This window comes from Pseudomonas sp. PsB, assembly GCF_043658375.1.
Lineage (GTDB): Bacteria > Pseudomonadota > Gammaproteobacteria > Pseudomonadales > Pseudomonadaceae > Aquipseudomonas > Aquipseudomonas putida_Z.
This window is the reverse complement of record NZ_JBIGLU010000021.1, coordinates 69,633-96,211: the sequence shown is the minus strand read 5'-3', so window position 1 is coordinate 96,211 and position 26,579 is coordinate 69,633. Positions and strand designations below refer to the sequence as shown.

The following is a 26,579-nucleotide window of genomic DNA, read 5'->3' as shown; positions in this document are numbered from 1 at the left end:
CAGCGGTAGTTCAGTCGGTTAGAATACCGGCCTGTCACGCCGGGGGTCGCGGGTTCGAGTCCCGTCCGCTGCGCCATCTTCGCCTCGAGGCCCCTTGAACGCCTCGAAGCCACGAGAAAGCGACCTTCGGGTCGCTTTTTTCGTTTTTACGCCTGGCAATTGCCGCCCCTGACCCAGATTTACACGAACCTGACAGACTCTTCACCGATCAGCGGTTCCTGTGCCTGCCTGCTGTGTTGCACAATAGGCACCTTCTTGACTTACCCGGAATTCGCAATGACCAGATCTTCCGTCTTTGGTGCGCTCGGGCTGGCCCTGGTGCTGGCGGGCGTGACCGGTTGTTCCTCGAAAAAAGCCGCCGTCTACGAGCACGAGAACTTCGATGACTCGGGCACCTTCTCGCGCAGCTTCCCGGTGAGCGATGCCGGCTCCTGCGAGGCCGCCCGGCGCGCCTTGCTCAGCCAGGGCTACATCATCACCAGCAGCGGCGCCAACCAGGTGGTGGGCAACAAGAGCTTCCAGCAGAACAGCGAGAACCACCTGCAGATCAGCTTCAACGTCACCTGTGCGCCGGATGTGAGCGACGAGCAGCGTTCGACCATGTTCGCCAACGCCCTGCAGGACCGCTACGCCCTGAAAAAGTCCAACACCTCCGCCAGCCTGGGCGTTGGTGTACTGGGGTCGGTGTCGATGCCGATCGGCTCCAGCGACGACTCGATGGTCAAGGTGGCCAGCGAGACGGTGACAGCGGCGCAGTTCTATGACCGCTATTTCGCCCTGGTGGAGAGCTACCTGCCAAAGCCCAAGCCTAAACAGGAGAGCAAGGCCAAGGTCGAGGAGCCCGCGCCGAAGGTCGAAGCGCCCGCGGCTGCCCTGGGGCTGCCAGAGCAGGCCGCGGCAGCGCCGGTGGCGGCGCCTTTGGTTGAGGCGGCACCAGCCCCGGCCCCTGTTGCCCCGGCCAGCGAGGCGGTAGCCGCGCCGGTGGTGGATGACAGCCAAGGCTCGCAGCCGGTGGCACCGCCAGCGGAGGCGGCACCGATCGAGGTGCAGCAGGAAGCCCAGCCTGCCGAGGCCGCCGAGACCGCTTCCCCCGCCCTTTGATAGCTTGCCTGTACCGGCCTCTTCGCGGGTAAACCCGCTCCCACAGGTACTGCGCAGTTCTCAACATCTGCGCAGTACCTGTGGGAGCGGGTTTACCCGCGAAGAGGCCGGTGCAGGCAGTCCATCCCCTGTTACAGACGCACCGCGATAACTTCCTGAACACCTGCTACGTTTACCACTCATAAGCTTGTCATCATTCCTTCACTCCACCTGCTTAGGTTGAAGGCGACACCGATAAAGATCATGAGATGAGAGGGCGCAGGGCTATGGACGAATACCAGGAAGAACTTCTCGAATTCCAGGCTTATGAACTGGACACCCCGGAACCGGCTGACGACGCTACCGAGCTCTAGCCCGCCCGCCGCTGGCTGCGGCGAAACTCCCCCGGTGTAAGGCCCGTCCAGCGCTTGAAGGCGCGCTGGAAGGCCTCGGCCGACGCAAACCCCAGCAGATAGGCAATCTCGCCAAAGGCCAGCTCCGTATCGCGGATGTAGGTTTCGGCCAGGTCGCGCCGTGTTTCGCTGAGCAGGTCGCGAAAGCGCGTGCCTTCCTCGGCCAGTTTGCGGCGTAACGTCCAGGTCGGCAGTTGCAGGTGCAGCGCCACTTCTTCCAGGTCCGGTTCACGGCCACCATTGAGCAACGGGCCCAGCAGGTGGGTAATGCGCTCACCCAGGCTGCGCACCCGCGTACGCTGCAGCATTTCCGCCTCGCACAGCTGCAGCAGGTGCTGCCAGGTGCTCGGGCAGTGCCTGGGGTTGGCCAGCTGCAGCGTGGCGCGGCTCAGGCGCAGCTGGTTGCCGTCGGCCGCGAACTGCACGGGCGCGCTGCACAGCGGCTGGTAGCGCGCGGCATAGGCGGGTGCGGCAAACTCGATGTCCATATGTTCGGCCTGCACCGCCGTACCGGCCAGGTCGGCAAGCTGCGCGAGCCAGCCGGCGAGTAGCGAATCGACCACGAAACGGTTGTAGGCGTTGTAGGGGCTGATGGAGTAGAAGCGTAGCCAGGCGCCCTGGGCATCTTCCTGAAAACTGGAGTGGCCGCGGTAGTTGGCGGCGTACAGCGGCTCGAAGCGCAACAGGGTGCGTGCCGCCTCGCCCAGGTTCGGTGCCTGGGCCGCGGTGACCCCGGCCAGGCCGGCATGCGCCAGGCGGCTCAGGCGCCCCATGTGCAGGCCCAGCGCGGGCTCGCCGCACAGCTCGATGGCGGCGTGCCCCAGGTGCATGTAGCGCGGGATCGACAAGCGCGCACCAGCTTCGCTCAGGCGCGCCGCATCCAGGCCATAGCGGCGCAGCAGCGGCTCGGGGTCGTGGCCCAGTTCGCGCAGGGCCTCGGTCAGCGGCTGGACAAAACCAACCGACAGGTCGCCCAGGCGCACGCGGGGGCGGGCCATGGGCTTACAACCACAGGTTCAGCAAGCGGGCGCCAGGGCTGGGGGTGCCCGCCAGCAATTCACCCGCCTGGTGGGCAAAGCCCTGGCCGTCGCTGCCCTGTTCCCAGAACTGCCCACGCATGAATACGCTCATGCTGCTGACGCCGGCCCCGGCCGCTTCGGTCAGGCGCTGCCAGGCCGCCTGTTCGCTGACTTCGCCGCGCTGCAAGGCCAGCCCGGCGCTGGCATCCTGATGGCGATTGCCGCGCCAGGGCGCTTGCCAGCTGCCCTTGCCGCTGAGGAACACCGGGTTGGCGATCAGTTGTACCGCCTGTCGTGCCAATTGCTGATGGTTTTCCGGGTACCAGCTGTCACTGCCCACCAGCACGCCCAGGCGCCCGGCAGGGGTTTGCAATACCTGCAGCGGGTGCTGGCGGCCATCGTGCACATAGCGGCGCATTTCGCTGTCGGGGAACTGCTGGCGTTGCGGTTGGCCCAGCAGCGAGCCGTCACCGGCGAACACCACGCTGCTGTTGAACAGCGGGCCGCTGCCGGCATGCAGCACACCCTGTTTCACGTAGGGGGCGGGCAGCACGATGGAGCCGGCCACCAGGGTGACGTTGAACTCCTTGGCCAGGCCGCCGAACAGTTGCTGGTAGTCCGCAGCCATCTGCTCGGCTTTCATGCGCAGGTGCGCGTCGGCGCGCCAGTCGTCCCCGTCGGCACGGAGCATGGCCAGGCCATAGCGCAGCGGGTTGCTCAGTTCCAGCCATTGCAGGGCTTCGCGGCTTTGCGTGACCTGGTACAGCTCGTTCTTTTCGCCGCGTGCCCACAGCCAGGTACCGATGTGCTCTGGCAGCACCACCACCGTACGCGGGCCGACAAGGCCTTGGCTACGTGCCTGCTCCAGGTAGGCCGCGAGCTTGCGATGCAGGCGTTGCAGGTTCTGGTAGTCGCCCGGGTAGAGCAGCGGTTCGATGCCGAGCAGGTTGCCGTGCTCGCCCGGCACGCCGTGATTCAGTGCCAGTTCGATGCGCAGGTCGGACAGGTAGTGGCCTTCCGGGCGCTGCTGGGTCCAGAAACCGTAGCCGCAGAGGGCGGCGATCATCACCAGCGCCAGGGCGCTTGCCAGGAGTTTTCTCATGAAGCAGGACAGCGCCTTGGAAACGAGAGTTTCCTAGGGTAGTCGTGCTGTGCGCGAGGATCAATAACTTGTCAGTTTCGATCATTGAGCCCGTTCAAACGGCTGTTTAATGTCGCAGGCAGACAAACGACGGGGCCCGCCAACCGGTGCGGCATCCGCATTCCGTGATCACGCCACCTGGGGACCTTTCCATGGCCGCCGACCGCTACCCGCACCTGCTCGCCCCGCTGGATCTGGGCTTCACCACCTTGCGCAACCGCACCCTGATGGGCTCGATGCACACCGGCCTCGAAGAGCGCCCGGGCGGCTTCGAGCGCATGGCGGCGTACTTTGCCGAGCGCGCCCGCGGTGGCGTCGGCCTGATGGTCACCGGCGGCATCGCGCCCAACGATGAGGGTGGGGTGTATTCCGGGGCGGCCAAGCTCAGCACCGAGGAAGAGGCCGACAAGCACCGTATGGTCACCGAGGCGGTACACGCTGCCGGCGGCAAGATCTGCCTGCAGATCCTGCATGCCGGGCGCTACGCCTACAGCCCGCGCCAGGTGGCGCCCAGCGCGATCCAGGCGCCAATCAACCCGTTCAAGCCCAAGGAACTGGACGAGGCGGGTATCGAGAAGCAGATCGCCGACTTCGTCAATTGCGCGGTGCTGGCCCAGCGCGCCGGTTACGACGGTGTCGAGATCATGGGTTCGGAAGGCTACTTCATCAACCAGTTCCTCGCCGCCCACACCAACCACCGCACCGACCGCTGGGGTGGCAGCTATGAAAACCGCATGCGCCTGGCGGTGGAGATCGTCAGCCGGGTGCGCGGCGCGGTCGGGCCGAACTTCATCATCATCTTCCGCCTGTCGATGCTCGACCTCATCGAGGGCGGCAGCACCTGGGACGAAATCGAGCTGCTGGCCAAGGCCATCGAGCAGGCCGGCGCGACCTTGATCAATACCGGCATCGGCTGGCACGAAGCGCGTATCCCGACCATTGCCACCAAGGTGCCGCGTGCGGCCTTCAGCAAGGTCACCGCCAAGCTGCGCGGCGTGGTGAACATTCCGCTGATCACCACCAACCGCATCAATACTCCGGAGGTGGCCGAGGCGGTGCTGGCCGAGGGCGATGCCGACATGGTCTCGATGGCACGGCCGTTCCTGGCCGACCCGGACTTCGTCAACAAGGCCGCTGCCGGCCGCGGCGACGAGATCAACACCTGCATCGGCTGCAACCAGGCCTGCCTGGACCATACCTTCGGCGGCAAGCTGACCAGTTGCCTGGTCAACCCACGTGCCTGCCACGAGACCGAGCTCAACTACCTGCCCGTGCGCACCGTGAAGCGCATTGCCGTGGTCGGCGCTGGCCCGGCCGGCCTGGCGGCAGCCACGGTGGCGGCCGAGCGCGGCCACGCGGTAACCCTGTTCGATGGCGCCAGCGAGATCGGCGGGCAGTTCAATGTGGCCAAGCGGGTACCGGGGAAAGAAGAGTTCCATGAAACCCTGCGTTACTTCCGCAACAAGGTCAAAAGCACGGGCGTGGACCTGCGCCTGAATACCCGGGTCGATGTGCAGGCCCTGGTGGACGGTGGCTACGACGAGATCATCCTGGCCACCGGCATCGCCCCGCGCACGCCGGCCATCCCCGGTGTCGAGCATGCCAAGGTGCTCAGCTACCTGGACGTGCTGCTCGAGCGCAAGCCGGTGGGCAAGGCTGTCGCGGTGATTGGTGCGGGCGGCATCGGTTTCGACGTTTCCGAGTACCTGGTGCACCAGGGCGTGGCTACCAGCCAGGACCGTGAGGCGTTCTGGAGGGAGTGGGGCATCGACACCCATCTGCAGGCACGTGGTGGCGTGGCCGGGATCAAGGCCGAGCCGCATGCCCCGGCGCGGCAGGTGTACCTGTTGCAGCGCAAGAAATCCAAGGTGGGTGACGGCCTGGGCAAGACCACCGGCTGGATTCACCGTACCGGGTTGAAGAACAAGCGGGTACAGATGCTCAACAGCGTCGAGTACCTGGGTATCGACGATGCCGGCCTGCACATTCGCGTGGCCGATGGCGAGCCGCAGGTGCTGGCGGTGGACAACGTGGTGATCTGTGCCGGGCAGGAGCCGCTGCGCGAACTGCAGGACGGGCTGGTGGCGGCGGGGCAGTCGGTGCACCTGATTGGTGGGGCCGATGTGGCGGCCGAGCTGGATGCCAAGCGGGCGATCAACCAAGGTTCGAGATTGGCGGCTGAGCTCTGAGATCGCCGGGGCCGCTTTGCGGCCCTTCGCGGGCTTGCCCGCTCCCACAGGGATAGCGCACTCCTGACTGTGGGGGCGGGCAAGCCCGCGAAGGGCTGCAAGGCAGCCCCGGGATATCACTGGTAAACTCGCACGATGCACTTTGACCTGCCCCAAGCCCCCCTCCAGCCCCTGATCCTGCCCTGGCTCCAACAAGCCCAGGTAGAAACCGCCATCCTGCGCCTGGACCTGATCGACCCGCTGATCAGTGGCAACAAATGGTTCAAGCTACGCCACCACCTGCAACAGGCCAGCGCCAGCAACGCCCCGGGCCTGATCAGCCTCGGCGGCAACCATTCCAACCACCTGCACGCCCTGGCCGCTGCCGGCAAGCGCTTCGGCTTCGCCACCGCCGGCCTGCTGCGTGGCCACGCCCAGGACACGCCAACCGTGCGAGACTTGCAGGCGCTGGGCATGGAACTGCACTGGTTGGGCTATGGCGGCTATCGCGCACGAAACCAAGCGGGTTTCTGGCAGCCTTGGCAAGCGCGCTACCCGGGTTGGCACTGCATCCCCGAAGGGGGCGGCGGGCTGGCTGGTGCACAGGGCTGCGCGCTGATCATGCAGCAGGCGCGCGCGCAAATCGCGGCACTGGGCTGGTCGGGCTACGACGCCTGGTGGCTGGCTGCCGGAACGGGGACGACCCTGGCCGGCCTGGTAATGGCCGAGGCGGGTGCACATGTGGTGCATGGTGCATTGGCGGTACCCAGGGACCATGGTGTGCCGGAGGCGGTAGCGACATTGGCCGGCGCGCATGGCTACCAGCTGCACGACGCCTGCCGTGGCGGTTTCGGCAAATTCGACGCCGAGCTGCTGGCGTTCATCACCGATTGCGAGCGGCACACCGGCGTGCCGCTCGAAGCCCTCTACACCGGCAAGGCCCTGCTGGCCCTGCGTGAGCAGGTCGAGGCCGGGCTGTTCGCGCCCGGCACCCGCCTGATCGTGGTGCACACCGGCGGCCTGCAGGGCCGGCGCGGTTACTTGTAGGGCAGCATGCGCAGCAGCGTGTTGTCGCGCTGCACATAGTGGTGATACAGCCCGGCCAGAGCGTGCAGGCCGATCAGCCAGTAGCCCCAGCTGCCGATGCGTTCATGCCAGCCTTTGATGAACTTGGCCTGGTCCGGGTTCGGGCCGATCAGGTGCGGCAGCTCCAGGCCGAAGAACGGCACTGGTTTGTCGGCGGCGCTGAGGATCAGCCAGCCGGCCAGCGGCAGGAAGATCATCAGCAGGTACAACGCCAGGTGCATCAGGTGCGCGAGGCCGGTCTGCCAGGCCGCAGGTTTGGGCACGATGGGTGGAGTCGGGCGGCTCAGGCGGATGGCCAGGCGCAACCAGACCAGCACGAACACGCTGAGCCCGAGCATGAAGTGCAGGTCCTTCATCAGGTTGCGTTCGACGCTGTCCTTGGGGAACAGGCCACGCAGTTCGATAAGGGCATAGACAGCGGCCAGCAGCACCAGCATCAGCCAGTGCAGGGCGATGGACAGGCGCGCGTAATGGGTCGCGGGGGTGGATGAAACCATGATCGGTCCTCGTCATCAGGTCGGAATGGCGCTCTTGCCGGCGCTCAGGAAGTACTGTAATGGCTACGGGGGAACAAATCTTTGCGCCAGGTCTGTGAAAATTGTGTTGTCTGCACCGGCTTCTTCGCGGGCTTGCCCGCTCCCACAGGTACTGCACAGGTTCTGAATGCTGTGCAGTCCCTGTGGGAGCGGGCAAGCCCGCGAAGAGGCCGGAACAGCCGGCTTCATGCCTCAGGGGAAAATGGCCAGCTGTCAGCCACCAGAAACACCCGCTCGGCCTCCTGCCACGCCCCGTCAGCCTCTTGCTCCAACCTCACCAGCAACTGCGCCGGAGCCTGCCGCTCCAGCACGTGCAGCCACGCCGCAAACTGCTCAACCGCCCAGCACTCCTGCGCCTCGACCCGCGCCGGCGCCAGCCAGGCATGCCGTTGCAGCGGCTGCCATCGTTCACCTTCGCCCATGACCCAGTCCCGCCTCCGCAGCCAGCGCCCGCGCAAGTGCTGCGGGTTGGCGCCCTGTGGTGGCTGCGCATGCCCAGGCCACGGGTAGAACAGATAGCCACCCAGCCACACATGTGCCTGCACCTGCTCCACCCCCAGCCGGGCCAGCACCTCGCGGCTGTGCGCCCCCGCTGACATGGGCAGCTGGTGCCGCGCCAGGTGCGCCAGTTTGCTTCCCAGTCGGTCATGGCAGCCCGGCCCCAGCCAGGCGGCGGGGTCGTGCCCGGGATGCTCCGGGCCCAGGTACAGCTTGATGGCCAGTTCCAGGTGGTGCACACCATCGCGGTCGCGCAGCACCACATCCAGCTCGCCCAGGGTGCGCCCGCCGTCGCGAATCGCCAGGTTGGCCGCCAGCAGTTCGATGCCCGGGGCCTGGCCCAGGGCGAATTGCCACAGCCGTTCGTAGTAGTGCCCCAGGCGCCGGCTGCCCAGCTTCGCCAGCCAGTCGCGCAATGGGCGGTCATCGTCATCCAGCGCCCGCAGCCAGTCTGCCAGGCGCTGTGGCTGGTCCGCCCACAGGCTGCCCGCCAGCGGGTGGCGCTGGGGGCAGGGCGGGACGCTGAGCAACGGGGGCGACAGCAGGGCCCAGGCCAGGTCGCGCACGTTGGGGCGGCGTAGCTGCCGGGGCAGGTCGTGGAGCAGGGCGAATGGCATCATCCTGCGAGCATAGCCGGTTTGCCGCTACCCGGTGGTTTCGCCCATAATCGCGGCATAGTCACCCGCCGCAGAGCCTCGCAGGAGCCCCATGGAGCAGTTTCGCAATATCGGTATCATCGGCCGCCTTGGCAGCTCGCAGGTGCTCGACACCATTCGCCGACTGAAAAAATTCCTCCTCGAGCGCCACCTGCACGTGATCCTCGAGGACACCATCGCCGAAGTGCTGCCCGGCCATGGCCTGCAAACCTCTACCCGCAAGCTGCTGGGCGAGGTCTGTGACCTGGTCATCGTGGTCGGCGGCGACGGCAGCCTGCTGGGCGCCGCCCGCGCCCTGGCCCGGCACAACATTCCGGTGCTGGGCATCAACCGAGGCAACCTGGGCTTCCTCACCGACATCCGCCCCGACGAGCTGGAAGAGAAGGTCGCTGAAGTGCTCGACGGCCACTACCTGGTGGAAAACCGCTTCCTGCTGCAGGCCGAAGTACGCCGCCACAACGAAGCCATCGGCCAGGGTGATGCGCTGAACGACGTGGTGCTGCACCCGGGCAAGTCGACGCGCATGATCGAGTTCGAGATCTACATCGATGGCCAGTTCGTCTGCAGCCAGAAGGCCGACGGCCTGATCGTCGCCACCCCCACCGGCTCCACCGCCTACGCGCTGTCGGCCGGCGGCCCGATCATGCACCCCAAGCTCGACGCCATCGTCATCGTGCCAATGTACCCGCACACCCTGTCGGGCCGGCCGATCGTGGTCGACGGCAACAGCGAGCTGAAGATCGTGGTGTCCAAGGACCTGCAGATCTACCCGCAGGTATCCTGTGACGGCCAGAACCACTTCACCTGCGCCCCCGGCGACACCATCACGGTGAGCAAGAAACCGCAGAAGCTGCGCCTGATCCACCCGCTGGACCACAATTACTACGAGGTCTGCCGCACCAAGCTAGGCTGGGGCAGCCGCCTGGGAAGCAGGGACGACTGATGCTCGATCCGGCGCGTAGTTTCGACATCATCGGTGACGTGCACGGTTGTGCGCTGACCCTTGAACGCCTGCTCGACGCCCTCGGTTACAAGCGTGTGGCAGGTGTATGGCGCCACCCGCGGCGCCAGGCGCTGTTCCTTGGCGACATCGTCGACCGCGGGCCACGCATTCGCGAGGCGCTGCACATCGTCCACGACATGGTCGAGGCCGGCCAGGCGTTCTGCATCATGGGCAACCACGAGTACAACGCGCTGGGCTGGGTTACCCCGGCACTACCTGGCAGCGGCAAGGCCTTCGTGCGCGAGCATACGCCGCGCCACGCCCGGTTGATCGACGAAACCCTGACTCAGTTTGCCCATCACCCCGCTGACTGGCACGACTTCGTCAACTGGTTCTACGAATTGCCACTGTTCCTCGACGCCGGGCGCTTCCGCCTCGTGCATGCCTGCTGGGACCCGCGGCTGATCGAGCCGCTGCGCCAGCAGTACCCCGACGGGCGCGTCGACGAGCACTTCATCCAGGCCTCGGCGGTGAGCGGCAGCTTTGCCGCCACCGTGTGCAATCGCCTGCTGCGCGGCACCGACATGCGCCTGCCGGACGGCCTGACCCTCACCGGTGGCGACGGCCTGACCCGTGCCTTCTTCCGTACCAAGTTCTGGGAAGAAGACCCGCAAACCTACGGCGACATCGTGTTCCAGCCAGACGCCCTGCCCGCGGAAGTGGCCAGCACCCCGCTCAGTCACAGCCAGAAGAACGCCTTGCTGCGCTATGCCGAAGACGAGCCCATGCTGTTCGTCGGCCATTACTGGCGTAGCGGCCGCCCGGCGCCGATCCGCTCCAACCTGGCCTGCCTGGACTACAGCGCCGTGCTCTACGGCAAGCTGGCCGCCTACCGGCTGGATGATGAAACCCGCATCGACCCGCACAAGTTCGTCTGGGTCGATGTCGACCGCCCACAGGCCAACCAATGAACATTATCGAAGTGATGCGCCTGCCGCTGTCGGTCGACCTCAGCGGCTTCGTTCACCTGCTGCAGCGCCTGCAGGTGCCGCACCGGGTCAGCGAGGAGGGCGATGCCCAGGTGCTCTGGGCCCCCGACACCCTGGCCGCAGACGTCCGCGAGCTCTACCAGCGCTACCCCGACGGCAACGCCGACCTCGAACTTGCACAGGACCCTGTGGGAGCGGGTTTACCCGCGAATAGCCCCACACAACCCTCCCTGGCAGAACAGGCCAGAGCCTGCAAAGTCACCACTATCACCCTGCTGCTGTGCTTCATCGTCGCCGGCCTCACCGGCCTGGGCGACAACTTCACCACCATCAGCTGGTTCACCTTCCTCGATTTCCGCGTCCAGGGCGACTACCTGTACTTCAGCCCGCTGGCGCAAAGCCTGGACGAAGGCCAGTGGTGGCGCCTGGTATCGCCCATGCTGCTGCATTTCGGCGTGCTGCACCTGGCCATGAACAGCTTGTGGTACTGGGAACTGGGCAAACGCATCGAATTGCGCCAGGGCCCATGGGCGCTGCTGGGCCTGACCCTGCTGTTCAGCCTGGTGTCCAACCTGGCCCAGCACTACAGCAGCGGGCCGAGCCTGTTCGGCGGCCTTTCCGGCGTGCTGTACGGCCTGCTCGGGCACATCTGGCTGTACCAGTGGCTGGCACCCGACCGTTACTTCAACCTGCCCAAGGGCGTGCTGGTGATGATGCTCATCTGGCTGGTGGTGTGCCTGAGCGGCGTGATCGACACCCTGGGCCTTGGCCAGATCGCCAATGCCGCCCACGTCGGCGGGCTGCTCATCGGATGCCTGACCGGGCTCTTGGGTGGGGCGCTGGCCCGGCGTAAACTGTCGGCTTGAATCAGGAGACACTATGTCCACTTTCGCGCAAATGATTGAAAACATCACCCCGGAAATCTACGAGAGCCTGAAACTGGCCGTGGAAATCGGCAAATGGTCGGATGGCCGCAAGCTCACTGCCGAGCAGAAAGAGCTGTCGCTGCAGGCGGTAATCGCCTGGGAGATGAAAAACCTGCCCGAAGACCAGCGTACCGGCTACATGGGCCCGCAGGAATGCGCCTCGAAGTCCGCGCCGATCGCCAACATTCTGTTCAAGTCGGACTCGGTACATTGATCGAACTCGCTCGTGGCTCGTTGAGCAAGATGGCGGTAAGCCTGCAGGCGCCAGTGGTGCAGTACAGCTTCCGTCTGGATGACACGCAGGTGCCGGTCAACCCGCTGATCGGCCAGCGCCTGCGCCTTGAATACCTCGGCGCCATTCACTGCAGCCATTGTGGCAAGCGCACCAAGACCAGCTTCAGCCAGGGTTACTGCTACCCGTGCATGACCAAACTGGCCCAGTGCGACGTGTGCATCATGGCCCCGGAAAAGTGCCACTACGACGCTGGCACGTGCCGCGAACCGTCGTGGGGCGAACAGTTCTGCATGACCGACCATGTGGTCTACCTGGCCAACTCGTCGGGGATCAAGGTCGGAATCACCCGCGCCACCCAGCTGCCCACCCGCTGGCTCGACCAGGGCGCCAGCCAGGCCCTGCCGATCGTGCGCGTGGCCACCCGCCAGCAGTCCGGCCTGGTCGAAGACTTGCTGCGCAGCCAGGTGCCGGACCGCACCAACTGGCGCGCCCTGCTCAAGGGCGATGCCGAGGAGCTCGACCTGGTCGCCATTCGTGAACAGGTGTTCGACGCCTGTGCCGATGGCCTGCGCGAGCTGCAGGGGCGCTTCGGCCTGCAGGCGATCCAGCCGCTGGCTGACGCCGAAGTGGTGCAGATGAAGTACCCGGTCGAGGCCTACCCATCGAAGATCGTCAGCTTCAACCTCGACAAGGACCCGGTAGTGGAAGGCACGCTGCTGGGCATCAAGGGCCAGTACCTGATCTTCGACACCGGTGTGATCAATATTCGCAAGTACACGGCCTACCAGTTGGCCGTGCTCCAGTAAAAAGGACCTGCACATGCGTACCGAACAACCGCAAGTGATCTACCTCGAGGATTACCAGGCGCCCGAGTACCTGATCGACGAGACGCACCTGACCTTCGAGCTGTTCGAGGACCACACCCTGGTTCACGCGCAACTGGTCATGCGCCGCAACCCGGCACGCGGTGCCGGCCTGCCGCCACTGGAGCTCGATGGCCAGCAGCTGGAACTGCTGCGCGCCTCGCTGGATGACCAGGAGCTGCAGCCGGGTGACTACCAGCTCGATACCGATAGCCTGACGGTGCAGCCCAAGGCCGAGCGCTTCACCCTCGACACCAGCGTGAAGATCCACCCCGAGAGCAACACCGCACTGGAAGGCCTGTACAAGTCGGGCAAGATGTTCTGCACCCAGTGCGAGGCCGAAGGCTTCCGCAAGATCACCTACTACCTCGACCGCCCGGACGTGATGAGCACCTTCACCACCACGGTCATCGCCGAGCAGCATCGCTACCCGGTATTGCTGTCGAACGGCAACCCGATCGGCAGCGGGCCGGCAGACGATGGTCGCCACTGGGCGACCTGGGAAGACCCGTTCATGAAGCCGGCCTACCTGTTCGCCCTGGTGGCCGGTGACCTGTGGTGCGTCGAGGACAGCTTCACCCGCCAGTCCGGCCGTGACGTGACCCTGCGCATCTACGTCGAGCCCGAGAACATCGACAAGTGCGACCACGCCATGGTCAGCCTGAAGAAGTCCATGCGCTGGGACGAAGAAGTCTATGGCCGCGAGTACGACCTGGACATCTTCATGATCGTCGCGGTCAACGACTTCAACATGGGCGCCATGGAAAACAAGGGCCTGAACATCTTCAACTCCAGCTGTGTGCTGGCCCGTGCCGAAACGGCCACCGATGCCGCACACCAGCGCGTCGAAGGCGTGGTCGCCCACGAGTATTTCCACAACTGGTCGGGCAACCGCGTCACCTGCCGTGACTGGTTCCAGCTGTCGTTGAAGGAAGGCTTCACGGTGTTCCGCGATGCCGAGTTCAGCGCCGACATGAACTCGCGCACGGTCAAACGCATCGAAGACGTGGCCTACCTGCGTACTCACCAGTTCGCCGAAGACGCTGGCCCCATGGCTCACCCGGTGCGCCCGGACAGCTTCATCGAGATCTCCAACTTCTACACCCTGACCGTGTACGAGAAGGGCGCCGAAGTGGTGCGCATGGTTCGTACCCTGCTGGGCGCCGACGGCTTCCGCAAGGGCAGCGACCTGTACTTCGAACGCCACGATGGCCAGGCGGTGACCACCGACGATTTCATCAAGGCCATGGAAGACGCCAACGGCGTCGACTTCACCCAGTTCAAGCGCTGGTACAACCAGGCCGGCACCCCGCGCCTGGAAGTCAGCGAGGCCTATGACGCGGCCGCGCAGACCTACAGCCTGACCTTCCGCCAGAGCTGCCCGCAGACCCCGGACAAGGCCGAAAAACTGCCGTTCGTGATCCCGGTGGAGCTTGGCCTGCTGGATGCCGCAGGCAACGACCTGCCGCTGCAACTGGCCGGCGAAGCGACGGCGCAGGGCACCAGCCGCGTGCTGTCGGTGACCGAGGCCGAGCAGACCTTCACCTTCCAGGGCATCCAGGCCAAGCCGCTGCCGTCGCTGCTGCGTGGCTTCAGTGCACCGGTCAAGCTCAGCTTCCCCTACGACCGCGACCAGCTGATGTTCCTGATGCAGCACGACAGCGACGGCTTCAACCGCTGGGAGGCGGGGCAGCAGTTGTCGGTGCAGGTGCTGCAGGAGCTGATCGGCCAGCATCAGCGCGGCGAAGCACTCAAGCTCGACCAGCGCCTGATCAGCGCCCTGGGCACCGTGCTCGGCAACGAGTCGCTGGACCCGGCCATGGTTGCCGAAATGCTCTCGCTGCCGGGTGAGGCCTACCTCACCGAAATCAGCCAGGTGGCCGACGTGGACGCCATCCACGCCGCCCGCGAGTTCGCCCGCCAGCAGATCGCCGAGCAGCTGTTCGACGCCCTGTGGGCGCGCTACCAGGCCAACCGCGAAGTGTCGCGCAGCACCGCCTACGTGGCCTCGGCCGAGCACTTCGCCCGCCGCAGCCTGCAGAACATCGCGCTGTCGTACCTGATGCAGAGCGGCAAGCCGCAGGTGCTGCAGGCGACCCTGGAGCAGTTCGAGCACTGCGACAACATGACCGAGCGCCTGACCGCCCTGGCCGTGCTGGTCAACTCGCCGTTCGAGGCCGAGCGGGCCAAGGCGCTGGAAGCCTTTGCCGAGCACTTCAAGGACAACCCGCTGGTCATGGACCAGTGGTTCAGCGTGCAGGCGGCCAGTACGCTGCCGGGCGGGCTGGCGCGGGTCAAGGCGCTGATGCAGCACCCGGCGTTCACCCTGAAGAACCCGAACAAGGTACGTGCGCTGGTCGGCGCCTTTGCCGGGCAGAACCTGGTCAACTTCCATGCGGCGGATGGCTCCGGCTACCGCTTCCTGGCGGACCTGGTGATCGAGCTGAATGCGCTGAACCCGCAGATCGCCTCGCGGCAGCTGGCACCGCTGACCCGCTGGCGCAAGTATGACGATGCGCGTCAGGCCCTGATGAAGGGCGAGCTGGAGCGGATTCTGGCTTCTGGTGAGCTGTCCAGTGATGTGTATGAGGTTGTGAGCAAGAGCCTGGCTTGAGTTTTCCGTAGCCTGAGCCGACCTCTTCGCGGGTAAACCCGCTCCCACAGGTACTGCACCGCTTTCATGGGCTGTGCAGGACCTGTGGGAGCGGGTTTACCCGCGAAGCTTTTGGAGCCGACAACAAAACATAACACCCCGCCCGTTGTGTTCCCGCAAATATCCCCGCTACGATCCCCTCAAGCTATTGCAGGCCTCTAGATCAGGCTTTTCGCAGTACCTGCAGTGCATTGACCCACCACACAAGAACACAACAGGGGGACAGTCATGAGGGAACAGAACAGGCGCTTTGCCTGGCCATTGGCAGCCGGCGCGGTACTGGCGCTGGGGCTTGGCGTGTGGGCTGACAGCGTGCAAGCCGCTGCCGCCGACGAGTATTCCACCGAATCGGCCAAGGCCAGCCAAAGCCTGCTGATCGACGCCACCCATGCCGGCAAGCGCCTGGTGGTGGTGGGCGATCGTGGTCATATCCTGTTCTCCGACGACCAGGGCAGCACCTGGACCCAGGCGCGGGTGCCCACCCGGCAACTGCTGACCGCGGTGTTCTTCCTCGACGACAAGCGCGGCTGGGCCGTCGGCCACGATGCGTTGGTGCTCGCCAGCAGCGATGGTGGTGCCACCTGGAGCAAGCAGTTCGAAGACCTGTCCCGCGAAGCACCCTTGCTCGATGTCGCCTTCCTCGACGCCCGGCACGGTTTTGCCGTAGGTGCCTATGGCGCCTTGCTGGAAACCACCGACGGCGGCCAGCACTGGCAGGACGTCGCCGAGCGCCTGGACAACCCCGACCAGCTGCACCTGAACGGTATCGCCCAGGTGCGTGACGCGGGCCTGTTCATCGTCGGCGAGCAGGGTGGCATGTTCCGCTCCGCCGACAACGGCCAGACCTGGGCCAAGGTCGAGGGCCCTTACGAGGGCTCGCTGTTCGGCGTGATCGGCACTGCCCAGCCGAACACCCTGCTGGCCTACGGCCTGCGCGGCAACCTGTTCCGTTCCGCCGATTTCGGTGACAGCTGGCAGCCGATCGAGCTCAAGGCCGCACGTGGCAACCTCGAATTCGGCCTGGCAGGCGCTACGCTTGTCGAGGACGGTAGCCTGGTGCTGGTCGGCAATGGTGGCAGCGTGCTGCGCAGTACCGATGATGGCCAGACCTTCAGTGTCTACAACCGTGCCGACCGCATTGCCCTGGCCGGCGTCAGCGGCCTGGCCGATGGCGGCCTGCTGCTGGTAGGGCAGGGTGGCGTGCACCTGGCTGACCCACAGGGTGCTGACCAGGAGGTGCGTCCATGACCAGCAGGGAGAGCATCACCATGCACCCGCATCACCAGGACAAGGCCACGCTGCTCGAACGCCTGATCTTCAACAATCGCCCCGTGGTCATCGCCCTGTGCGTACTGGTCAGCATCTTCCTGTTCTGGCAGGCCACGCAGATTCGCCCGTCCACCAGCTTCGAGAAGATGATCCCGCTGCAGCACCCGTTCATCGAGCAGATGATGGAGCACCGCAACGACCTGGCCAACCTCGGCAACACCGTGCGCATTTCGGTGGAGGCCGTGAATGGCGACATCTTCGACAAGGACTACATGGAGACCCTGCGGCAGATCCATGACGAAGTGTTCTACATCCCTGGCGTCGACCGTGCCGGGCTGAAGTCGCTGTGGAGCCCCAGCGTGCGCTGGAGCGAGGTCACCGAGGAAGGCTTCTCCGGTGGCGAGGTGATCCCCAACACCTACAACGGCTCGCAGGACAGCCTCGACACCCTGCGCGACAACGTGCTCAAGTCGGGCCAGGTGGGGCGCCTGGTGGGCAACAACTTCAAGTCCAGCATCGTCGACGTGCCGCTGCTGGAGAGCTACCCAGACCCGCAGGACCCGGGCAAGCAGGTGAAGCTGGACTACCAGCAGTTCTCGCACCAGCTGGAAGAAAAGATCCGTGACAAGTTCCAGGCGCAGAACCCCAACGTGAAGGTGCACATCGTCGGCTTCGCCAAGAAGGTCGGCGACCTGATCGACGGCCTGGTGATGGTGGCGATGTTCTTTGGCGTCGCCCTGGCCATCACCTGGGTGCTGCTGTACTGGTTCACCTGGTGCATCCGCAGCACCATCGCCGTGCTCATCACCACCCTGGTGGCGGTGGTCTGGCAGCTGGGCCTGATGCATGCGGTGGGCTTTGGCCTGGACCCGTACTCGATGCTGGTGCCGTTCCTGATCTTCGCCATCGGCATTTCCCACGGGGTGCAGAAGATCAACGGTATCGCCCTGCAGTCGAGTGACGCCGACAACGCCCTGACCGCTGCCCGGCGCACGTTCCGCCAGCTGTTCCTGCCGGGGATGATCGCCATCCTCGCCGACGCCGTGGGCTTCATCACCCTGCTGATCATCGACATCGGGGTGATTCGTGAACTGGCCATCGGTGCTTCCATCGGTGTGGCGGTGATCGTGTTCACCAACCTCATCCTGCTACCGGTAGCCATCTCCTATGTCGGCATCAGCAAGAAGGCCGTCGAGCGCAGCAAGCAGGACGCCACCCGCGAGCACCCGTTCTGGCGCCTGCTGTCGAACTTCGCCAGTGCCAAGGTGGCGCCGGTGTCGGTGGCCCTGGCGCTGGTCGCCTTCGCCGGTGGCCTGTGGTACAGCCAGAACCTGAAGATCGGCGACCTCGACCAGGGCGCGCCGGAACTGCGCCCCGACTCGCGCTACAACCAGGACAACAACTTCATCATCAGCAACTACTCGACCAGTTCCGACGTGCTGGTGATCATGGTCAAGACCCCGCCGGAAAGCTGCTCGATCCACTCGACCATGGCGCCGATCGACGAGCTGATGTGGACCATGCAGAACACCCCGGGCGTGCAGTCGGCAATTTCCCTCGTGACCGTCTCCAAGCAGGTGATCAAGGGCATGAACGAGGGCAGCCTGAAATGGGAAACCCTGTCGCGCAACCCGGACATCCTCAACAACTCCATCGCCCGCGCCGATGGCCTGTACAACGGCGACTGCTCGCTGGCGCCGGTGCTGGTGTTCCTCAACGACCACAAGGCCGAAACCCTGGAGCGGGTCACTGCCGTTGCCAAGGCGTTTGCCGACAGCCACAACAAGGAAGGCCTGCAGTTCCTGCTGGCGGCGGGCAATGCCGGGATCGAGGCGGCGACCAACGAGGTGATCAAGTCGGCCGAGCTGACCATCCTGATCCTGGTGTACATCTGTGTGGCGGTGATGTGCCTGATTACCTTCCGCTCGTTCGCCGCCACCCTGTGCATCGTCCTGCCGCTGGTGCTGACCTCGGTGCTGGGCAACGCGCTGATGGCCTACATGGGCATCGGGGTCAAGGTGGCGACCTTGCCGGTGGTGGCGCTGGGTGTGGGCATTGGCGTGGACTATGGCATCTACATCTACAGCCGGCTGGAAAGCTTCCTGCGTGCCGGGTTGCCGTTGCAGGAGGCTTATTACGAGACCCTGCGCTCGACTGGCAAGGCGGTGCTGTTCACCGGGTTGTGCCTGGCCATCGGCGTGTGCACCTGGATTTTCTCGGCGATCAAGTTCCAGGCGGACATGGGGCTGATGCTGACCTTCATGCTGCTGTGGAACATGTTCGGTGCGCTGTGGCTGTTGCCGGCGCTGGCAAGGTTCCTGATCAAGCCGGAGAAGATGGTGGGTAAGGAGGGGGGCTCCATTTTCGCTCATTGAATTGCTGGGGGCCGCTTTGCGGCCCATTCGCAGCACAAGGCTGCTCCTACAGAAGGTTCGCGGTCCCCCTGTAGGAGCAGCCTTGTGCTGCGAATGGGCTGCAAAGCAGCCCCAGGGCTATAATGCCAACTCATTTCAGATTGGTACCCCCATGTCCCCCCTCGCCACCGCCCTGCAGTCCTGCGACATGCTCCTGATCGACGGCCTGCACGCCTTCGACTTCACCTCCGATGAATCCGGCCTCACCATCGAATGCATGGACGGCCGCCAGCTCCGCCGCTGGTCCTTCACCCCCGAGCAGATCACTGCCGCCATCGCCGTGGGTGACGAGTGGCAACTCGACGATGCCAACGGCGAGCATCGACTAGTCTGTATGAGTGCCTTTCGTGCCCCGGATGATGACGAAGATGAATCGGATCTGGACGAGCCTGCTGACCGCTAGCCTGATGAGCATGACCCTCCACGCCCACGCCGCCACCTTGCTGGTGGGCAGCTACACCGATGGCGCCAGCCAGGGCATCTACCGCTATCAGTTTGACGAAAAGACCGGTCATATCGACCCTGCGCCGCAGCAGGTGGTGAAGAGTGTCAGCCCTTCGTGGCTGGTATTGTCGGCCGATCAACGCCAGCTGTTCGCGGTCAATGAAACCCCGAACGGCCATGCCAGCAGTTTCAGCGTCAGTGCAAAAGGCGAGATCAAGCCCATCAACCAGGTGGCCAGCCAAGGTGACGAGCCGACTCACGCCAGCCTCAGCCAGGACCAGCGTTATCTGTTCGTGGCCAACTACGCAGTCAAGCCCGACCCTGGCGGCAGCCTGGTGGTAATCCCGGTGGCCAAGGACGGCAAGCTCAAGCCGGTGGTGCAACAGGCCCGGCACAAGGCGAGCGGGGTCAACCCCGAGCGCCAGGCTGGCGCCCATGTGCATTCGCTGGTGCTGTCACCCGACGGCCGCCACCTGTATGCCAGCGACCTGGGTGCCGACAAGGTGTTCATCTACCGCTACGACGGTGCCAGCGCAGACCACCCGTTGACGCCGGCGATCCCCGCGTCGGTGGACCTGCCGCCGGGCAGCGGGCCGCGCCACCTGTTGTTCGACGCCAAGGGCCGGCACGCCTACCTGACCCTGGAAATGAGTGCCGAGGTGGTGATGTTCGATGTGCAGGAGGGCAACCTGGTCGAACGCCAGCGCCTGCCCCTGACCGAGAGCAAGGAAGCTGCGGCGAAAGCGGCAGGTGGCTTGCACCTGTCGGCAGATGGGCGCTTCCTGTATGTGAGCAACCGAGGCACGGCCAACGAGATCGTGGTGTTCAGCGTGGGCAAGCAGGATGGCCAGCTGACATTCCTGCAGCGCCGTTCGGTGGAGGGGGATCATCCCCGCGAGTTCGCCCTCGATCCGAGTGACAACTTCCTGCTGGTGGCCAACCAGAAGAGCAACCAGATCGTGGTGATCCGCCGCGATCCGCGCAGCGGCAAGCTGTTGGAGACGGTGCAGACGCTGAAGCAGGATGCGCCGTCGGACCTGAAATTCATCGAGTGATATCGATCGGCGTGATAATCGATACTGCCGCAATGAATTTTTGCCTGCGGCTTCGGCGGCGTAAGTTTGACCCAAGGCCCAAACGGGCCAACGTCAAACCACCGCCGTCGAGGTCAGCCCAGATGAACTTCAATCTCTTCCCGGTCATTGCCGCATCCGCCATTTCCGCTTCGGTCGTATTGCCGACGCATGCCCATGCCGACAGCAGCGGCAAGGCGTCCGCCACCCATAGCTACACCGAACAGTACCTGCGCCAGAGTGCCAACTTCCATGCGGCATTGAGTGGCAAGCACACCCACTGAAGCTGACTCGGTCCCTGTAGGAGCGGCCTTGTGTCGCGAAAGGGCCGCAGAGCGGCCCCGGCAATTTCTGCTGTGACGCAAAAACCTGGGGCCGCTGTGCGCCCCTATCGCGACACAAGGCCGCTCCTACAAGGGATCGCGTGAAGCTACCTGGTCATGACTGACCTGAACAGCTCCGAAGCCAACCACCCCTCCAGCCAGCTCCGCACTCGCGGATAAGCCGCCTCGGCGAACCACTGCGGTTCGACCCCGGCAAACTGGCGCATCAGGGGCAGCAACGCGGCATCGGCAATGCTCGGGTGCGTGGCTAGCAAGTAGGGCCTGCCTGCCAGCAGGCCTTCGAGCTCCGCCAGCCAGGCCTCGGCCTGCTGGCGGTAATGCTCGCGGGTATGCTCGGGGTAGCGCTCGGCATACTTGTACAGGTTCACCTGCGCCTTGAACGTGCTGTCGTTGCGCGCAATCAGGGTTTCAGCCTGCTGCGCCGCCACTGGGTCGGCCTGCAGCCGCCAGTCCTGCGGGTCGTTTTGCGCCAGCGCCCAGCGCATGATGTCCAGGCTTTCTTCGAGCACCCCGGCACCGGTATCCAGTACCGGCACCGTGCCCTTGGGTGACAAGGCCAGCAGTTCTGCCGGCTTGTTCTTCATCGCTACCTCGCGAATCTCCACCTCGCACCGCGCATAGCGCAGGGCCAGGCGCGCGCGCATGGCCCAGGGGCAGCGGCGGAACGAGTAGAGAATCACCCGCACACCTCCACGTCACTCAGGCCATTGCCTTGGCGGCGCACCTGGATCTGCACCGGGATGCGTTCGTGCATTTCCTGCACGTGGGAAATCACCGCCACCTTGCGGCCCTGGGCCTGCAAACCGTCGAGTGCATCCATTGCCAGTTGCAGCGACTCGGGGTCGAGGCTGCCGAAGCCTTCGTCGATGAACAGCGATTCGATGCGCAGCGTGCTGGAGGCCATCGAGGCCAGGCCCAGGGCCAGGGCCAGCGACACCAGGAAGGTTTCTCCGCCAGACAGCGAGTGCACCGAACGCAGTTCGTCACCCATCTCGGTATCCAGCACCAGCAGGCCGAGGGCGCTGCCGCCGCGCTTGAGGCGGTAGCGGCGGGCCAGCTGGCGCAGTTGGGCGTTGGCGTGGTGCAGCAGCAGGTCGAGGTTGTAGCCCTGGGCGATCTTGCGGAACACATCGCCCGAGGCCGAACCGATCAGGGCGTTCAGGCGAGCCCAGCGTTGCCACTGCTGGTGGGCCTGTTCGATTTCCGCCGCCAGCGCCTGGTGCGCCTGTTGGCGACGCTGGTCATCGGCCTGCTGTGCACGCAGTTCGGCGCATTGCTGCTCATGGCCGGCCAGGCGTTCACGCAGTTCGGTCAGGGCCTGTTCCAAGGCGTCGGCCGAGGTGTCCACAGTCATTTGCGCGGCATGTTGCTGCAGGCGTTGTTCACGTTCCTGCAGCAGCACGCGGCCCTGTTCGATGGCCTTTTCGGCGCCTTGCAGGCGCTGGCGCAGCTCATTGACTTGTACGTCCTCCATGCCCAGCAGGCGATCCAGGCCGGCGTCGTCCAGTTCCGGGTGTTCTGCGCGCCACTGGGCGATCTGGCCTTGCAACTGCTGGCACTCGGCGTCCAGCGCCTGCTGCTGCTGGGTGTTGGCCTTGAGTTCGCTGGCCAGTTGCACGCCTTGGGTACGCAGCTCCTGCAGGCGCTGGGCAGTGTCGGCGTCGTGGGCGCGGGCCTGCTCCAGCGCGGCGTCCATGTGCTGTTGCCAGGCTTCGGCGCTTGTGTGCCCGCCAAGCAGTTCGCCAAGCGAAGCCTGGGCCTGTTGGCGCTGCTCGTCGAGGGCGGCAAGTTTCTGCTGCAGCTGCTGCTGGGTCTGCACGCGTGCCTGCTGCTGGTCGCGCAGCTTGTCCAGCTGGGCCTGGCGGGCTTGCTGTTCTTCCTGCTCGTCCTTGCGCTGTTCCAGTTGCTGCAGGCGTTGGGCGATCTGCTGGTCCAGGGCGAGGAAGGCATTGGCCGGATCGTCGTTCAAGGCCTTGAGGGCCTCTTCGGGCAATACGCCGGCAAGGTCCGCGAGGCCTTGCTGCAACTGCTGCTCGTCGCTGGCCAGGGCCTGGTGCTGTTGCTCCAGGTGGCGCTGGGCTTGCTGTTGCGCCTGCTGGGCGGCCTGCAATTGCTGGTTGAGACGGGCTGCATCTTTTTGCAGGGCGAGCAGGGCGCTCTGGCGTTTCTCGTCCTGGCCGATTTCTTCGTCCAGGCGCCGCAGCTGGCTGTCGAGCCAGGCACTGCGGGCCTTGTCGTCCTGCGGGGCCAGGGCCGGCCACAGGCTGTGCGCCTGCACCTGGGCCACCAGCGGTTGCAGCTGTTCGTCCAGGTGCTGCTGTTGCTGCTGGAAGTCCTTGAGCTGGGCGTTGACCACGCCCAGCTGGGTGCGCAGCTCCACCAGCTTGCTGTTGAGGGTTTCGACCTGCTTCTGCGCGGCATCTTCTTCGGCCTGGTCATGGCGACCCAGGCTTTGCAGCAGCGCTTCAGGCTGGTGGAACGGGTGCTCGGCGCTGCCGCACACCGGGCAGGGTTCGCCGTCGCGCAACTGGCCGCGCAACTCTTCGACGCTGGTGTTGCGTGCCAGGCGCTGGCGTTCCAGCAACTGGCGTGTGAGGTTGAGCGCTTGCTCGGCGGCTTCCAGCTCGGCCTTGGCGGCGGTGCCTTCGGTAATCAGTTGCTGGCGCTGCTGCATGGCCTGCTGCTGACGCACGCGCACGGCCTCCAGCTGCTGGCGCAGTTCCAGTTCACGGCCATGCAGGCGTGACAGCTCTTCCACGGCGCGCTGCTGCTTGCGGTTGTCCTGCAGCATGCCGCCCAGCAGGTCGATCTGTTCTGCCAGGGCCTGGGGTTCGGCCTTGGCTTCGCGGAACAGCAGCTCGAAGGCATCGCGCTCGGCCTGCAAGTGCGCATTGGCCTGGCTGGCCTGGGCCTGCAGGCCGGGCAGCTCTTCACGGCCCTTGGCCAGGCGGCCACCGATCAGCATCACTTGCTTCAGTTGCGGCAGGTAGGCGTGCCAGGCATTGGCCAGGCCCGCCAGGTGCTGGCTGTCGGCGAGCGCGGTGTCGATCTGCGCCAGTTGCTGCAGGCTGCGCTGCTGGTTGTCTTCCAGCTGCTGCAGGTGCTGCTGGCCTTCGGCGACCTGCTGCTCGGCCTGCTGGCCGGCGCTGCGCTGTGCTGCCAGCTCCTGCTCCAGACGGGCCAGGTTGTCCTGGGCGGCGAAGGCCTGGCGCAGGCGAGGGGCGTTCTCGCTGTGTTGGGCCTGGCTATCGGCAAGCGCCTGACGCGCGGCGTCCAGCGCCTGCTCAAGCTCGCTGGTGCGCACTTGCAGCTCGGCTTGCTGCTGCTGTTGTTCGGCGATCTTCGCTGCCAGCGGTGCCAGTTGCGCGGTCAGTGTCTGCTGGCGGTGGAACTGGTGACGCTGCGGGGCCAGGCGCTCCAGGCGCACCAGGTCCAGGCGCTGCTCAGCCAGTTGTTGCCAGCCCTGCTCGGCGGCCTGCAGCGCGGTGCCGGCTTCGGCGTGCTGGGCCTGCAGCTGGCGCTGCTCGTTCAGCCAGTTGCGTTGCTGCTCCAGCTGGCGCTCGCCGGCCTGGTCGGCCTTGAACTGCTGCTGCGCCTGTTCCAGGCGCTGGTCGAGCTCGGCGCGGGCTTCGGCGGCCATCGGCAGCAGGTGGCTGGCACGGTCCTTCAGGGCATTGTGGGCTTCGCCGGCTTCGCGGGCCTTGCTGAAGGCCCGCTGGCCCAGGCGGGTGTAGATGGCGGTGTTGGTGAGCTTTTCCAGCAGCTCGCTGCGTTCTTTGTCGTCGGCCTTGAGGAAGGCGCCGAATTCGCTCTGGGCCAGCATCACCGCGCGGGTGAACTGTTCGAAGTTCAGGCCCAGGCGGGCTTCGACCAGCTGTTTGTATTCGTTCTTGCCGCTGCCCAGTACCTGCTCGCTGTCCAGGTCATAGAAGCTCTGGCGGCTGTGCTGCAGCTTGCCGTTGGCCTTGTCGCGGGCGCGGTTGGCTTCCCAGCGGGCGCGGTAGCGGCGGCCATCGATGCCGACGAAATCGACTTCGGCAAAGCCGCTGCCGGTGCCGCGGCGCAGCAGGTTGCGCGGGTCGGAGGTAGGGATCTCGCCGTCTGCATCCGGCACCTTGGCCTCGCGGCCAATGTCGTTCAGCCGTGGCACGGTGCCGAACAACGCCAGGCACAGGGCGTCGAGCAGGGTACTTTTACCCGCCCCGGTAGGCCCGGTGATGGCGAACAGGCCGGCGCTGGCCAGCGGTTCGGCGGTGAAATCGATATCGACCGGGCCGGCCAGGGATGCCAGGTTCTTCAGGCGGATGGCAAGAATCTTCATGGCTGTTCCTCTTCCTGCTGCACGTCCTGCAACAGCAGGGCGAAGTCGGCCAGCGCCTGTTCGTCGGCGGGGTTGCCATAGGCTTGCTCCCAGGCGCGGCTGAACAGGTCCTGCGGGGTCATCTGGGCCAGTTCGACAAAGGCCAGGTCATCGTCTTCGGCATTATTGCGGCCGGCGTATTCGGCGCTGATGCGGATCAAGCGCACGGCCTTGCCTTCCAGTGCGGTTTCGATCTGCTGGCGCAGGTCGGGTTGCGGCTCATCCAGTATCACCCGCACCTCCAGCCAGGGCTGGCGGTTGGGGTCTTCGAGCAGGTCGATCACTGGCAGGTCGGCCAACTGCTCCAGCAGTTCGCCCAGTGGTGCCGGGCCGACCCGTTGCAGGGCCACGGCGCGCGGTACCGGGCGCGGTTCGACGCTGACCAGGCCGGTGCCGTCCAGCTCCACTTCCAGCACCTGGTGCGGGTAGTTGATTTCGGCGAACGACAGCGGGATCGGCGAGCCGCTGTAGCGGATGCGTTCTTCGCGGTTGACCTTCTGCGGCTTGTGCAGGTGGCCGAGGGCGACGTAGCTGATGGCCTTGTCGAACAGCTTGGCCGGCAGCGCCTCGGCGTTGCCAATGATCAGGCTGCGCTCGGAGTCCTCCGACACCGCGCCACCGGCCATGTGCGCGTGGCTGATGGCAATCAGCGCCTGGTCCTTCTTGCGCTTCTTTTGCGCGGCGGCGATCAGCTGCTGGTGCACCTGGGTGATGCCTTGCAGGTAGTCGTCGCCCAATTGCGGGCCGGTCACCTCGGCCGGGCGCAGGAAGGGCAAGGCCAAGCACCAGGCGGCGACCTTGCCACGGCCGTTGGTCAGCGGAATCAGCAGGCGCTCGGCGTCCAGCTGGCCCTCGTCCAGCCAGTGTACACGGCCCAGGGCATGGGTGCGCAGGCGGCGCATCAGTGCCGCGGGCAGCTCGATGCGCGAGCCGGAGTCGTGGTTGCCGGCGATCATCACGATGTCCAGCTTCGGCTGTTGTTCGTGGGCCTGGACGATGAAGTCGTAGAGACGTTCCTGGGCTTTGACCGGCGGGTTGACCGTGTCGAAGATATCGCCGGCGATCAGCAGCGCATCCGGCTGGCGCAGGCGCAGCTGGCCGAGCAGCCAGTCGAGGAAGCAGGCGTGTTCGAAGTCGCGTTCCTGGCCGTGCAGGCTTTGGCCCAGGTGCCAGTCGGAGGTATGAAACAGACGCATGGATGACCTGTTGGTGTCGAGTCGAGCAAGCGGGGGCTTGGCTTGGGTGATGGGCGTTGCGCAAGGGCGGTATGGTAACCCAAGCTGGGTTCGGGGTGCAGGGCGGGGAAGGGGTTAGGGCGGGCAGGTGTTCGTCGGTGGATTTTCGGTGCATGCAGGTGTTTGTCGATATATTTCCGGCGCCTGCAAGATCGAGCGCCGCCCGCGCGGCGCTTCGCAGCACAAGGCTGCTCCTACATCTGTTTCTGGCCAGTAACGCCTGTGCCAATGCAC

At 65.4% G+C, this 26,579-nt stretch carries 21 protein-coding genes; 14 read left to right on the top strand and 7 right to left on the bottom strand.

Features of this window, described 5'->3' with window-relative positions:
* Positions 1-276 precede the first annotated feature (276 nt).
* Positions 277-1,101 carry a DUF2242 domain-containing protein gene (locus tag ACGLHT_RS21930; RefSeq protein ID WP_274120124.1) on the top strand — a complete coding sequence of 275 codons (825 nt, stop codon included), beginning with the start codon at positions 277-279 and terminating at the stop codon, positions 1,099-1,101.
* Positions 1,102-1,450: 349 nt separating this feature from the next.
* Here the strand turns inward: ACGLHT_RS21930 and ACGLHT_RS21925 are convergent, their stop codons facing one another.
* Together ACGLHT_RS21925 and ACGLHT_RS21920 are read right to left on the bottom strand one after the other, a co-directional pair.
* A complete protein-coding gene (locus ACGLHT_RS21925; protein WP_274120125.1) occupies positions 1,451-2,491 on the bottom strand; it encodes an AraC family transcriptional regulator in 1,041 nt (346 codons plus the stop codon).
* Positions 2,492-2,495: 4 nt separating this feature from the next.
* Positions 2,496-3,614 carry a nitrilase-related carbon-nitrogen hydrolase gene (locus ACGLHT_RS21920; protein WP_274120126.1) on the bottom strand — a complete coding sequence of 373 codons (1,119 nt, stop codon included), beginning with the start codon at positions 3,612-3,614 and terminating at the stop codon, positions 2,496-2,498.
* A 191-nt stretch (positions 3,615-3,805) separates the two neighbouring features.
* On the opposite strand from ACGLHT_RS21920, the gene ACGLHT_RS21915 reads away from it, so the two are divergent.
* Positions 3,806-5,842, top strand: coding sequence for an NADPH-dependent 2,4-dienoyl-CoA reductase (locus ACGLHT_RS21915; RefSeq protein WP_274120127.1), 2,037 nt, complete (start codon positions 3,806-3,808; stop codon positions 5,840-5,842).
* Positions 5,843-5,977: 135 nt separating this feature from the next.
* Positions 5,978-6,868, top strand: a complete 891-nt coding sequence (locus ACGLHT_RS21910) for a 1-aminocyclopropane-1-carboxylate deaminase/D-cysteine desulfhydrase (RefSeq protein ID WP_274120128.1) — start codon at positions 5,978-5,980, stop codon at positions 6,866-6,868.
* On the opposite strand, the gene ACGLHT_RS21905 is transcribed toward ACGLHT_RS21910, so the two are convergent.
* Together ACGLHT_RS21905 and ACGLHT_RS21900 are read right to left on the bottom strand one after the other, a co-directional pair.
* Entirely contained in the window at positions 6,859-7,404 is a 546-nt protein-coding gene (locus tag ACGLHT_RS21905) for a cytochrome b (protein WP_137163302.1), read from the bottom strand. The genes ACGLHT_RS21910 and ACGLHT_RS21905 overlap by 10 nt on opposite strands.
* Before the next feature lie 224 nt (positions 7,405-7,628).
* Positions 7,629-8,561, bottom strand: coding sequence for a DUF1853 family protein (locus ACGLHT_RS21900; protein ID WP_274120129.1), 933 nt, complete (start codon positions 8,559-8,561; stop codon positions 7,629-7,631).
* 88 nt (positions 8,562-8,649) lie between these two features.
* Here ACGLHT_RS21900 and ACGLHT_RS21895 point away from each other — a divergent pair, with 88 nt between their 5' ends.
* The 11 genes from ACGLHT_RS21895 (at position 8,650) to ACGLHT_RS21845 (ending at position 20,690) form a co-directional block, all read left to right on the top strand.
* Positions 8,650-9,540: an NAD(+) kinase gene (locus tag ACGLHT_RS21895; protein ID WP_025338255.1), complete on the top strand. Its 891-nt coding sequence runs from the start codon at positions 8,650-8,652 to the stop codon at positions 9,538-9,540.
* Positions 9,540-10,511 carry a metallophosphoesterase gene (locus ACGLHT_RS21890; protein ID WP_274120130.1) on the top strand — a complete coding sequence of 324 codons (972 nt, stop codon included), beginning with the start codon at positions 9,540-9,542 and terminating at the stop codon, positions 10,509-10,511. Before ACGLHT_RS21895 ends, ACGLHT_RS21890 begins: the two co-directional genes overlap by 1 nt.
* The gene (locus ACGLHT_RS21885; protein WP_137163304.1) at positions 10,508-11,395 is read left to right on the top strand and encodes a rhomboid family intramembrane serine protease; all 888 of its coding nucleotides are present in this window, start codon (positions 10,508-10,510) and stop codon (positions 11,393-11,395) included. Before ACGLHT_RS21890 ends, ACGLHT_RS21885 begins: the two co-directional genes overlap by 4 nt.
* Before the next feature lie 13 nt (positions 11,396-11,408).
* The gene (locus ACGLHT_RS21880) at positions 11,409-11,669 is read left to right on the top strand and encodes a YeaC family protein (RefSeq protein ID WP_003260154.1); all 261 of its coding nucleotides are present in this window, start codon (positions 11,409-11,411) and stop codon (positions 11,667-11,669) included.
* Positions 11,666-12,496, top strand: coding sequence for a DUF2797 domain-containing protein (locus tag ACGLHT_RS21875; RefSeq protein ID WP_075044170.1), 831 nt, complete (start codon positions 11,666-11,668; stop codon positions 12,494-12,496). Before ACGLHT_RS21880 ends, ACGLHT_RS21875 begins: the two co-directional genes overlap by 4 nt.
* A 13-nt stretch (positions 12,497-12,509) precedes the next feature.
* Positions 12,510-15,167 (top strand): aminopeptidase N, encoded by a 2,658-nt coding sequence (pepN, locus tag ACGLHT_RS21870; RefSeq protein WP_137163305.1) that lies wholly within the window; start codon positions 12,510-12,512, stop codon positions 15,165-15,167.
* Positions 15,168-15,434: 267 nt separating this feature from the next.
* Positions 15,435-16,454, top strand: coding sequence for a YCF48-related protein (locus ACGLHT_RS21865; RefSeq protein WP_137163306.1), 1,020 nt, complete (start codon positions 15,435-15,437; stop codon positions 16,452-16,454).
* 20 nt (positions 16,455-16,474) lie between these two features.
* Positions 16,475-18,850, top strand: coding sequence for an RND family transporter (locus ACGLHT_RS21860; RefSeq protein ID WP_024086538.1), 2,376 nt, complete (start codon positions 16,475-16,477; stop codon positions 18,848-18,850).
* 151 nt (positions 18,851-19,001) lie between these two features.
* Positions 19,002-19,292 carry a DUF5629 family protein gene (locus ACGLHT_RS21855; RefSeq protein ID WP_025338261.1) on the top strand — a complete coding sequence of 97 codons (291 nt, stop codon included), beginning with the start codon at positions 19,002-19,004 and terminating at the stop codon, positions 19,290-19,292.
* On the top strand, positions 19,258-20,388 hold the full coding sequence (locus ACGLHT_RS21850; protein ID WP_274120131.1) for a lactonase family protein: 1,131 nt from the start codon (positions 19,258-19,260) through the stop codon (positions 20,386-20,388). Before ACGLHT_RS21855 ends, ACGLHT_RS21850 begins: the two co-directional genes overlap by 35 nt.
* Before the next feature lie 122 nt (positions 20,389-20,510).
* Positions 20,511-20,690 carry a hypothetical protein gene (locus tag ACGLHT_RS21845; RefSeq protein ID WP_085705870.1) on the top strand — a complete coding sequence of 60 codons (180 nt, stop codon included), beginning with the start codon at positions 20,511-20,513 and terminating at the stop codon, positions 20,688-20,690.
* A 146-nt stretch (positions 20,691-20,836) separates the two neighbouring features.
* On the opposite strand, the gene ACGLHT_RS21840 is transcribed toward ACGLHT_RS21845, so the two are convergent.
* Genes ACGLHT_RS21840 through ACGLHT_RS21830 form a run of 3 tightly spaced genes read right to left on the bottom strand, consistent with a single transcriptional unit; the run spans position 20,837 to position 26,306 of the window.
* Positions 20,837-21,430: a glutathione S-transferase gene (locus tag ACGLHT_RS21840; protein WP_137163308.1), complete on the bottom strand. Its 594-nt coding sequence runs from the start codon at positions 21,428-21,430 to the stop codon at positions 20,837-20,839.
* The gene (locus ACGLHT_RS21835) at positions 21,427-25,071 is read right to left on the bottom strand and encodes an AAA family ATPase (protein ID WP_137163309.1); all 3,645 of its coding nucleotides are present in this window, start codon (positions 25,069-25,071) and stop codon (positions 21,427-21,429) included. Before ACGLHT_RS21835 ends, ACGLHT_RS21840 begins: the two co-directional genes overlap by 4 nt.
* A complete protein-coding gene (locus ACGLHT_RS21830; RefSeq protein ID WP_063913831.1) occupies positions 25,068-26,306 on the bottom strand; it encodes an exonuclease SbcCD subunit D C-terminal domain-containing protein in 1,239 nt (412 codons plus the stop codon). Before ACGLHT_RS21830 ends, ACGLHT_RS21835 begins: the two co-directional genes overlap by 4 nt.
* Between the last annotated feature and the right edge of the window lie 273 nt (positions 26,307-26,579).